This is a genomic window from Streptomyces sp. NPDC058579 (assembly GCF_042718575.1).
Taxonomy (GTDB): domain Bacteria; phylum Actinomycetota; class Actinomycetes; order Streptomycetales; family Streptomycetaceae; genus Streptomyces.
Genome location: NZ_JBHXPI010000079.1, coordinates 1 through 10,325, shown reverse-complemented (window position 1 = coordinate 10,325; position 10,325 = coordinate 1). Strand labels below are relative to the sequence as shown.

Genomic DNA, 10,325 nt, shown 5'->3' with positions numbered 1-10,325 from the left:
GCATGGGCCGTCGCCAGCTGGAGCAGTGGCAGGCGGCCGTGGAGCGGGCCAAGGCGCTGCCGGACGCCGAGCTGCCGCAGCCGGGCCAGCAGGTGCAGGGCCCGCCGCCGCCGCGCGCCTGGTGCGGTGGTGTCAGCCGAGCTTCGACACGTCCCTGACCGCGCCCTTGTCCGCGCTGGTCGCCATCGCCGCGTACGCCCGCAGCGCGGCCGAGACCTTGCGCACACGGTTCTTCGGGGCGTAGACCCCGCCCAGTGCCTCGCGGCGGGCCGCGAGGGTCGCGTCGTCGACCAGCAGCTCGATCCCGCGGTTCGGGATGTCGATACGGATCCGGTCACCGTCCTCGACCAGGGCGATCGTGCCGCCCGACGCCGCCTCGGGCGACGCGTGGCCGATCGACAGGCCCGACGTACCGCCCGAGAAGCGGCCGTCCGTCACCAGCGCGCAGGTCTTGCCCAGGCCCCGGCCCTTGAGGAAGGACGTCGGGTAGAGCATCTCCTGCATGCCGGGGCCGCCGCGCGGGCCCTCGTAGCGGATGACGACGACGTCGCCGTCCTTGATCTGCTTGTTCAGGATCTTCTCGACGGCCTCGTCCTGCGACTCGCAGACGACGGCCGGGCCCTCGAAGGTCCAGATCGACTCGTCCACGCCGGCCGTCTTCACGACGCAGCCGTCGACGGCCAGGTTGCCGCGCAGGACCGCGAGGCCGCCGTCCTTGGAGTACGCGTGGGCCGCGTCGCGGATGCAGCCGCCGGCCGCGTCCGTGTCCAGGGTGTCCCAGCGCTCGGACTGCGAGAAGGCGGTCGCCGAGCGGACGCAGCCGGGGGCCGCGTGCCACAGCTCGACGGCCTCCTCGGACGGGGAGCCGCCGCGCACGTCCCAGGTCTCCAGCCAGTCCTTGATGGAGCGGGAGTGGACGGTGTGGACGTCCTCGTTCAGCAGCCCTGCACGGTACAGCTCGCCCAGGATGGCCGGGATGCCACCGGCGCGGTGGACGTCCTCCATGTAGTACGTGCCGCCGGGCGCCACGTTCGGGGCGACCTTGGCCAGGCACGGCACGCGGCGCGAGACCTCGTCCATGTCGGACAGGCCGTAGTCGAGCTCGGCCTCCTGGGCGGCGGCGAGCAGGTGCAGGATCGTGTTGGTCGAGCCGCCCATGGCGATGTCGAGGGCCATGGCGTTCTCGAAGGCCGCGCGGGTGGCGATCGAGCGCGGCAGGACGGAGTCGTCGTCCTCGTCGTAGTAGCGGCGCGTGATGTCGACGACCGTGCGGGCCGCGTTCTCGTACAGCGCCTTGCGCGCGGTGTGGGTGGCGAGGACGGAGCCGTTGCCGGGGAGGGAGAGGCCGATGGCCTCGGTCAGGCAGTTCATCGAGTTGGCGGTGAACATGCCGGAACAGGACCCGCAGGTCGGACAGGCGTTCTCCTCGATACGGAGGATGTCCTCGTCCGAGATCTTGTCGTTCACGGCGTCGGAGATCGCGTCGACCAGGTCGAGCGTACGGACCGTGCCGTCGACCAGCGTGGCCTTGCCGGACTCCATCGGGCCGCCGGAGACGAAGACCGTCGGGATGTTCAGGCGCAGGGCCGCGTTCAGCATGCCCGGGGTGATCTTGTCGCAGTTGGAGATGCAGATCAGCGCGTCCGCGCAGTGCGCCTCGACCATGTACTCGACGCTGTCCGCGATCAGATCGCGGGAGGGCAGGGAGTACAGCATGCCGCCGTGGCCCATCGCGATGCCGTCGTCGACGGCGATCGTGTTGAACTCGCGCGGGATGGCTCCGGCCGCCGTGATGGCCTCGGAGACGATCCGGCCGACCGGCTGGAGGTGGGTGTGGCCGGGGACGAACTCGGTGAACGAGTTGGCGACGGCGATGATCGGCTTCCTGCCGATGTCCGCGCCGGGTACACCGGAGGCGCGCATAAGGGCGCGTGCGCCCGCCATGTTGCGGCCGTGGGTGACTGTGCGGGACCTCAGCTCGGGCATCGTCGCTCGCTCCTCAGTGATGGGGGTGCTTGGTTCGAGCGTACGCCGACCGCCCAAGATCTGGACGGTGTGTCCGGATGCCGGACGCACTGTTCAGCCTTCGGTCAGAGATCCGGTCGGAGATCCGGTCGGAGATCCGGTCACGCTTCCGTGAGGTAGCGCTGGAGCGTCGGGGCCACGTGGGCCACGATCTCCTCCGGGTCGGCGGAGGCCAGCGGCTCGACCTGGATGACGTACCGCAGGATCGCGATCCCGATCATGTGGGAGGCGGCGAGCTCCGCGCGGAACTTCGGGTCCGGTACGTCGAGGTCGGCGGCGATCCGCTCCAGGAGCCGGCGCAGGACGAAGCCGCGCAGCACCTTCGCCGCCGCCTCGTGGGTCAGCGCGGAGCGGACGATCGCGAGGAGCGGGGCGCGGCTGACCGGGTTCTCCCAGACGCCGATGAAGTAGCGGGCGAGGCGCTCGCCGATCCCGTCGCGGGGGCCGCCGAGGATCGAGGGGAGGACGAGGGCGGGTTCGAAGGAGACCTCGATCGAGGCGGCGAAGACCTCGTCCTTCGTACCGAAGTAGTGGTGCACGAGCGCCGGGTCCACGCCGGCCGCCTTGGCGATGCCGCGTACGGAGGTCTTGTCGTAGCCGCGCTCGGCGAACTGGGCGCGGGCGGCTTCCAGGATGCGCTCGCGGGCGCCGGGGCCGGTCTCCTCCTCGGTACGGGAGGGACGGCCGCGGCGGCGCGGGGCGGCCGGTCCGGTCATGGGCGGGGCGCTCCGGAGGGCCGGGACGAGGACGTGGCCGAGCCTGCGGTCGTGGCGGAGGCCAGGTGGAGGCGGGTGAAGGCGAGGGCCTCCGCGAGGTCCGCCTCGCGCTCGGCCGCCGACATCGCGCGCCGGGTGTTGACCTCGATGACCACGTGACCGTCGAAGCCGGTGAGCGCCAGGCGTTCCAGGAGCTCCGCGCAGGGCTGGTTGCCGCGGCCGGGCACGAGGTGCTCGTCCTTGGCGGAGCCCTTGCCGTCGGCGAGGTGGACGTGGCCGAGGCGGTCGCCCATGCGGTCGATCATGGCGAGGGCGTCCGCGCGGGCGGTGGCTGTGTGCGAGAGGTCGACCGTGAAGTGGCGGTAGTCGTCCTTGGTGACGTCCCACTCGGGGGCGTACGCGAGCATCTCGCGGTCCTTGTACCGCCAGGGGTACATGTTCTCGACGGCGAACCGTACGTCCGTCTCGTCGGCCATCCGCCAGATCCCGGTCACGAAGTCGCGGGCGTACTGGCGCTGCCAGCGGAACGGCGGGTGGACGACCACCGTGGAGGCGCCGAGCCGCTCGGCGGCCGCCTGGGCGCGCTGGAGCTTGACCCACGGGTCGGTCGACCAGACGCGCTGGGTGATCAGGAGGCAGGGCGCGTGGACGGCGAGGATCGGGACCTGGTGGTAGTCCGAGAGCCGGCGCAGGGCCTCGATGTCCTGGCTGACCGGGTCGGTCCACACCATGATCTCGACGCCGTCGTAGCCGAGGCGCGCGGCGATCTCGAAGGCCGTCGCCGTCGACTCCGGATAGACCGAGGCCGTCGACAGCGCGACCTTCGCATCCGGGATGCGCACGACTGGTTCTGCCACGAAGGACAGGGTACGGGGCGGGGCCGGGACCGGGGAGGTGGTTCCGGTCACGGTGGGGGGCGTGGGCGGGTCGCTCGGAAGCGGGGCCGGGGGCACGCGCGCGTGGACGGGCGGGCGGCTTCACGCGCGCCTGGCGCCGCGATTCATGGTTCACACGTGCGTGCACGGGCTGGCTCGCCTCACGCGCGCGGCGTCCGCGCCTCGCGCCCACGCGCGCGTGAGGGCTTGGTGCTTCACGCGCGCGTGGCGGCCGTTCGGGGCGGCTACTCCTCCGGCAGGTGGTCCAGGCGGCGCAGGATCACGCCCTCGCGCAGGGCCCAGGGGCAGATCTCCAGCTCGTCGACGCCGAACAGGTCCATCGCGGCCTCGGCCACGAGCGCGCCCGCGAGCAGCTGGGGAGCGCGGCCCTCGGAGACGCCCGGCAGGGCCGCGCGCTGGTCGGCGCTCATGACGGCGAGCTTGGGGACCCACTCCTCAAGGGACCTGCGGGTCAGCAGGCGGTCGACGTAGAGCCCCTCCCCGGAGCCGGGGGCGCCGGCGATACGGGCGAGCTGCTTGAAGGTCTTGGACGTGGCCACGACATGGTCGGGCTTGCCGAAGCGGCTGAACTCGCCGACCGTACGGGCGATCTGGGCGCGTACGTGGCGGCGCAGCGCCCGTACGTCCGCCTCCTCGGCCGGGTCGCGGGGCAGCCAGCCCGACGTCAGCCGTCCCGCGCCGAGCGGCAGCGAGACCGCCGCGTCCGGCTCCTCGTCGATGCCGTACGCGATCTCCAGCGAGCCTCCGCCGATGTCGAGCAGGAGCAGCTTGCCGGCGGACCAGCCGAACCAGCGGCGTGCGGCCAGGAAGGTGAGCCGCGCCTCCTCCTCGCCGGTGAGGACCTGCAGGTCGACGCCGGTCTCGTCCTTGACCCGGGCCAGGACGGCGTCGGCGTTCGTCGCCTCGCGCACCGCCGACGTCGCGAACGGCAGGACCTCCTCGCAGCCCTTGTCCTCGGCTGCCGCCAGGGCGTCCCGGACGGTCGCGATGAGCAGCTCCACGCCGTCGGGAGCGATGGCGCCCCCGGCGTCGAGGAGCTGCGCCAGCCTCAGCTCGGCCTTGTGGGAGTGGGCGGGCAGCGGGCGGGCGCCGGGGTGGGCGTCCACCACCAGCAGGTGCACTGTGTTCGAACCGACGTCGAGGACTCCGAGTCTCATGGACGGAACGCTACTGCGCCCGCGCGCATACGCTTGGCGTGTGCCAAAGACGAAAAAGGCGAAGCCGGGCAAAGACAGCGGCGGCGACAGCGCCACGAAGGCTCCCAAGCCCCCCAAGGACCTCAAGACCTCCAAGGCCTCGAAGGAGGCCGCGAAGGCCTCCAAGGTCACGATCACGCAGGGCAAGGTGTCCGGCGCGGACAGCGAGCCGGACGAGAAGGGGCTGGATTTCGCGCGCGCCTGGGTCGAGTTTCCCGACCCGGCCGACGACGAACAGATCTTCCGCTGCGACCTGACCTGGCTGACCTCGCGCTGGACGTGCGTCTTCGGCAGCGGCTGCCAGGGCATCCAGGCGGGCCGCGCCGACGACGGCTGCTGCACGCTCGGCGCGCACTTCTCGGACGAGGAGGACGAGCAGCGGGTCGCCTCGTACGTGGACCGGCTCACGCCGGAGCTGTGGCAGTTCCACGACGTCGGTACGGACTCGGGCTGGGTCCAGCTCGACGACGACGGCGACCGGCAGACCCGGCGCTGGAAGGGGTCGTGCATCTTCCAGAACCGGCCCGGGTTCGCGGGCGGCGCCGGCTGCTCGCTGCACATCCTCGCCCTCAAGGAGGGCAAGGAGCCGCTGGAGACCAAGCCGGACGTCTGCTGGCAGCTGCCGGTGCGCCGGACGTACGACTGGATCGACCGGCCCGACGACACCCGGATCCTGCAGGTGTCGATCGGTGAGTACGACCGGCGGGGCTGGGGCCCGGGCGGTCACGACCTGCACTGGTGGTGCACGTCGGCGACCTCGGCGCACGGGGCCGGGGAGCCGGTGTACGTGACGTACCGGCCGGAGCTGACCGAGCTGATGGGCAAGGCGGGGTACGACGTCCTGGTCGAGCTGTGCGAGGCGCGGCTCTCCTCCCAGCTGCCCCTGCTGGCCCCGCACCCGGCGGACCCGCCCCGCTCCTAGGAGGGCGGAGGGGAGTCCGAGCCGCTCGGGGTTCCCGGGTCCGTCGACCGGGTGGGCTCGGTCGTCGGGGTCGGGTCCGTCGTGGGTGGCGGGGTCGTCGGCTCCTCGGTGGGCGGGGGTGTGGTCGGCTCCGTCGTCGGCGGGGGTGTCGTCGGGGGCTCCGTCGTGGGTGGCGGAGTCGTCGGCTCCTCCGTGGTCGGCGGGGGCTCCTCCGTCGTCGGGGGCGGCGAGGTGGCCGCCCCGCGGCCGTCGATCCGTACGACCGCGCCCGACGGGTTCACGCCGACCCGGGCGGACCAGGAGCCCGCCGGTTCGCGCGCGTGGTCCACGGAGATCCGTACCGTCACCGACTCTCCCGGGCGCAGGGTGCCCGAGGCCCGGTCCACGTACAGCCAGGGCGCGTCCGACCAGAGCGCCCAGGAGACGGGCGAGCCGCCGGAGGCGGTGAGGGTGAGCAGCGTCGTGTCGCCGTTGCCCCGGGCCGTGACCGTGATCCGGCCGGGGCCCGCCTCGCCCGGCACCGAGGGACCCACAGGCCCGCCGGGGCTGATCACCTCGACCGAGACGTCAGGGGTCCTGCTGCCCTGGGTGAAGCGCGGGTCGGGGGTGGTGCGGGCGTTGCCCGCGTTCTCGTAGTGGTCGTACGGGGAGCCGTCGAGGCCGGCCGGTTCGTCCGCCTCGCTCGCGCTGACCGGGGCGCCGGCGCGGGCCTCGCCCGCGACGGGACCGCTGCGGTACGAGGCCCAGAGGGCGAGGACGGGGGCCGCGACGACGGCGGCGACGACGGTGGTCGTCACCGCGCGGGCCCGCATCCGGTCGCGGCGGGCCGCGTGGTCCTTGGGGTCCAGGGGGAACCCGGCGGGCCCGAAGCGCGGGGCCCCCGCACGCGCGCGTGGGGCGTGCAGCATCGCCACGTACGCGGCCGCCCTGGGCGCCTCGACCAGCGGGAGCCGGGCCGGGGTGGGCGAGGTCGCGCCGGGCCACGGGCCGCTCGCCCCCGCCCGCTCGGCGGCCCGACGGCAGCGCGGGCAGTCGTCGACATGGCGGACGAGCTCGGCGCGCAGGGCCGTGGAGAGCAGCACCTGGTGGTCGCCGGTGAGCCGGGCGACGGTGGGGCAGTTGCCGGTCTCGACGACCGCGAGGGCGGCCCGGGTGCGCTCGACCTCGCAGGCGGCCGAGGAGAGCAGCTCGCGGGCGGCGAGCGGGTCGAGGGAGAGCACGGCGGCGACCGCACGGTGGCTGAGGCCGTGCCGGACGGCGAGCTCCAGCGCCTCGCGCTGCTCGGGGGTGGTGCCGGCGGCCTCCGGCCAGGCCAGGAGGGCCAGTTCGGCGCGGCGGCGCTCGGCGACCTCCTCGGAGACCCGGGGCGGCTCGGGCGCGGCGACGGGCGGGCGGCCGGTGTGCGCGCCCTGCCGCTTGGCGCGCTGCTCGCCGAGGCTGCGCAGACAGGCCCAGCGGGCGAGCGCGTAGAGCCAGGCCCTGCGCCCGTCCTCGTCGGACGGGCAACGGCCGCGGTGGCGCTCGGCGACGGCCAGGACGTCACCGAGGACGGCGGTCGCGGCGTCGTGGTCGCAGAGCACCGAGAGGCAGTAGGTGAACAGGCCGTCCAGATACGCCTCGTAGCGGGCGGGCGGGTGCTGACCGAGGGTGCGGGGACCTTCGGCCGCCCGCCGGTGCGCCCGGTGTGCGCCGGTGGTGTGGGTGGGGGGTTCCAGCCTGCTGCTCGTCACTGGGTGACCGTAGGCAGGGCGGGGCGGGCTCTTCGTACCGCTTGAACTCTTTTAATCCTTACGGGTGAAGGTATCCCTCAAAAGGGGACAGGAACACGGCATTCCGACGCCGCGAGGGCGCCGGGCGGACCGGCGTGGGACCGGCGTCGGACCGCCCCGCGCCCGGCTCCGCGTCCGCTGTCAGTGGGGGCGGCTACGGTGTGGCGCATGGCTGCCCGTACGAAATCCGCCAAGGACCGGCCGTCCTACCGCTGCACCGGATGCGGTTGGACGACCGCCAAATGGCTCGGCCGTTGCCCCGAGTGCCAGGCCTGGGGGACGGTCGAGGAGTACGGCGCGCCCGCCGTCCGCACCACCGCCGCGGGCCGGGTCTCCACCGCCGCGCTCCCCATCGGCCAGGTCGACGGCCGCCAGGCCACCGCGCGCTCCACAGGCGTGGACGAGCTGGACCGGGTCCTGGGCGGCGGCCTGGTGCCCGGCGCGGTCGTCCTGCTCGCGGGCGAGCCCGGCGTCGGCAAGTCCACGCTGCTCCTCGACGTCGCCGCGAAGGCGGCCAGCGACGAGCACCGCACGCTGTACGTGACCGGTGAGGAGTCGGCGAGCCAGGTCCGGATGCGGGCCGACCGGATCAACGCGCTGAGCGAGCACCTGTACCTGGCAGCCGAGACCGATCTGTCCGCCGTGCTCGGACATCTCGACGCCGTCAAGCCGTCCCTGCTGATCATGGACTCGGTGCAGACCGTCGCCTCCCCGGAGATCGACGGGGCGCCGGGCGGCATGGCCCAGGTGCGCGAGGTCGCCGGGGCGCTGATCCGGGCCTCCAAGGAGCGGGGCATGTCCACGCTCCTCGTCGGCCACGTCACCAAGGACGGCGCCATCGCCGGTCCCCGCCTCCTGGAGCACCTGGTCGACGTCGTCCTGAGCTTCGAGGGCGACCGGCACGCGCGCCTGCGCCTGGTCCGCGGCGTGAAGAACCGGTACGGGGCGACGGACGAGGTCGGCTGCTTCGAGCTGCACGACGAGGGCATCACGGGCCTCGCCGACCCCTCGGGCCTCTTCCTGACGCGGCGCGACGTGGCCGTGCCCGGCACCTGCCTGACGGTCACCCTGGAGGGCCGCCGGCCGCTGGTGGCCGAGGTGCAGGCGCTCACCGTCGACTCCCAGATCCCGTCGCCCCGGCGGACCACCTCGGGCCTGGAGACCTCCCGGGTCTCGATGATGCTGGCCGTCCTGGAGCAGCGCGGCCGGATCACCGCGCTCGGCAAGCGGGACATCTACTCGGCGACGGTGGGCGGCGTGAAGCTCTCCGAGCCCGCCGCCGACCTGGCCATCGCGCTCGCGCTGGCCTCCGCCGCCAGCGACACGCCGCTCCCGAAGAACCTCGTCGCGATCGGCGAGGTGGGCCTCGCGGGCGAGGTCCGGCGGGTGACGGGCGTGCAGCGGCGGCTCGCGGAGGCGCACCGCCTGGGCTTCACCCACGCCCTCGTCCCCACCGACCCGGGCAAGATCCCGGCGGGCATGAAGGTCACGGAGGTGGCCGACATGGGCGATGCGCTGAGGGTGCTGCCGAGGGGGAAGCGGCCCGCGGAGGGGTCCTGACGGACGGGTGCCAGGGGTCCTGACGGACGGGTGCAAACGGTGTGCGAATCCCACGCGGGGCGGTGTCGCTAGACTTTGCCCTGGTCTCGCCCATCCGTACGAGCCGGAGGAGAGCAGTGGCAGCCAAGGACGGGAACGAAGCGCTGATGCGCGCGGCCCTCAGCGCGGTCGCTCCCGGCACCGCACTGCGTGACGGCCTCGAGCGCGTTCTGCGGGGCAACACCGGTGGTCTGATCGTGCTCGGCATGGACAAGACGGTGGACTCCATGTGCACCGGCGGCTTCGTGCTCGACGTGGAGTTCACGGCGACGCGCCTGCGCGAGCTGTGCAAGCTCGACGGCGGGCTCGTCATCGACAAGGACATCTCCAAGATCCACCGGGCGGGTGTCCAGCTCGTTCCGGACGCCTCGATCCACACCGAGGAGACCGGCACCCGCCACCGCACGGCGGACCGGGTCTCCAAGCAGTGCAACTTCCCGGTCGTCTCCGTCTCCCAGTCGATGCGGCTCATCGCGATCTACGTGAACGGTGAGCGCCGCGTCCTGGAGGAGTCCGCCGCGATCCTCTCCCGGGCCAACCAGGCGCTCGCGACCCTGGAGCGGTACAAGCTCCGGCTCGACGAGGTCGCCGGCACGCTCTCCGCCCTGGAGATCGAGGACCTGGTGACGGTCCGGGACGTCACGGCCGTCGCCCAGCGCCTGGAGATGGTCCGCCGGATCGCCACCGAGATCGCCGAGTACGTCGTCGAGCTCGGCACCGACGGCCGGCTTCTCTCGCTCCAGCTGGACGAGTTGATCGCGGGCGTGGAGCCCGAGCGCGAGCTCGTCGTCCGGGACTACGTGCCGGAGCCCACGGCCAAGCGCTCGCGCACGGTCGCGGAGGCGCTCACCGAGCTCGACGCGCTCTCCCACGCCGAGCTGCTCGAACTGCCCATCGTGGCCCGTGCCCTGGGCTACAGCGGCTCCCCCGAGACCCTCGACTCCGCGGTCTCCCCGCGCGGCTACCGGCTCCTCGCCAAGGTCCCGCGGCTGCCCGGCGCGATCATCGAGCGGCTCGTGGAGCACTTCGGCGGCCTGCAGAAGCTGCTCGCGGCCAGCGTCGACGACCTCCAGACCGTCGACGGCGTCGGCGAGGCGCGGGCGCGCAGCGTCCGCGAGGGCCTCTCCCGGCTCGCGGAGTCCTCGATCCTGGAGCGGTACGTCTAGGAGCGCGCACAGCACGCGGAAGGGGCGGTACGGGAT

General features: G+C 73.3%; 8 protein-coding genes and 1 pseudogene. 4 read left to right on the top strand and 5 right to left on the bottom strand.

Annotated elements, in window-relative coordinates:
- A pseudogene (locus ACFWRO_RS36755) lies at positions 1 to 152 on the top strand (ribonuclease D); the annotation flags it as partial.
- Here ACFWRO_RS36755 and ilvD read toward each other — a convergent pair.
- The 4 genes from ilvD to ACFWRO_RS36735 form a co-directional block, all read right to left on the bottom strand.
- Positions 133 to 1,986 (bottom strand): dihydroxy-acid dehydratase, encoded by a 1,854-nt coding sequence (gene ilvD / locus ACFWRO_RS36750; protein ID WP_384518967.1) that lies wholly within the window; start codon positions 1,984 to 1,986, stop codon positions 133 to 135. The pseudogene ACFWRO_RS36755 and the gene ilvD overlap by 20 nt on opposite strands.
- 140 nt (positions 1,987 to 2,126) lie before the next feature.
- Positions 2,127 to 2,741 (bottom strand): TetR family transcriptional regulator, encoded by a 615-nt coding sequence (locus ACFWRO_RS36745; protein ID WP_384518964.1) that lies wholly within the window; start codon positions 2,739 to 2,741, stop codon positions 2,127 to 2,129.
- The gene (locus ACFWRO_RS36740; RefSeq protein ID WP_384518962.1) at positions 2,738 to 3,598 is read right to left on the bottom strand and encodes a sugar phosphate isomerase/epimerase family protein; all 861 of its coding nucleotides are present in this window, start codon (positions 3,596 to 3,598) and stop codon (positions 2,738 to 2,740) included. Before ACFWRO_RS36740 ends, ACFWRO_RS36745 begins: the two co-directional genes overlap by 4 nt.
- A gap of 263 nt (positions 3,599 to 3,861) precedes the next feature.
- Complete coding sequence (locus tag ACFWRO_RS36735) at positions 3,862 to 4,794, bottom strand: Ppx/GppA family phosphatase (protein ID WP_384518960.1); 933 nt, start codon at positions 4,792 to 4,794, stop codon at positions 3,862 to 3,864.
- Positions 4,795 to 4,834: 40 nt separating this feature from the next.
- On the opposite strand from ACFWRO_RS36735, the gene ACFWRO_RS36730 reads away from it, so the two are divergent.
- Positions 4,835 to 5,755, top strand: coding sequence for a hypothetical protein (locus tag ACFWRO_RS36730; protein WP_384518957.1), 921 nt, complete (start codon positions 4,835 to 4,837; stop codon positions 5,753 to 5,755).
- On the opposite strand, the gene ACFWRO_RS36725 is transcribed toward ACFWRO_RS36730, so the two are convergent.
- The gene (locus ACFWRO_RS36725) at positions 5,752 to 7,485 is read right to left on the bottom strand and encodes a hypothetical protein (protein ID WP_384518954.1); all 1,734 of its coding nucleotides are present in this window, start codon (positions 7,483 to 7,485) and stop codon (positions 5,752 to 5,754) included. The two genes, ACFWRO_RS36730 and ACFWRO_RS36725, sit on opposite strands and share 4 nt — an antisense overlap.
- A gap of 207 nt (positions 7,486 to 7,692) precedes the next feature.
- On the opposite strand from ACFWRO_RS36725, the gene radA reads away from it, so the two are divergent.
- The gene (gene radA / locus ACFWRO_RS36720) at positions 7,693 to 9,084 is read left to right on the top strand and encodes a DNA repair protein RadA (protein WP_384518951.1); all 1,392 of its coding nucleotides are present in this window, start codon (positions 7,693 to 7,695) and stop codon (positions 9,082 to 9,084) included.
- Between the two features lie 146 nt (positions 9,085 to 9,230).
- The gene (gene disA, locus ACFWRO_RS36715; protein ID WP_384518970.1) at positions 9,231 to 10,289 is read left to right on the top strand and encodes a DNA integrity scanning diadenylate cyclase DisA; all 1,059 of its coding nucleotides are present in this window, start codon (positions 9,231 to 9,233) and stop codon (positions 10,287 to 10,289) included.
- Positions 10,290 to 10,325: the final 36 nt, after the last annotated feature.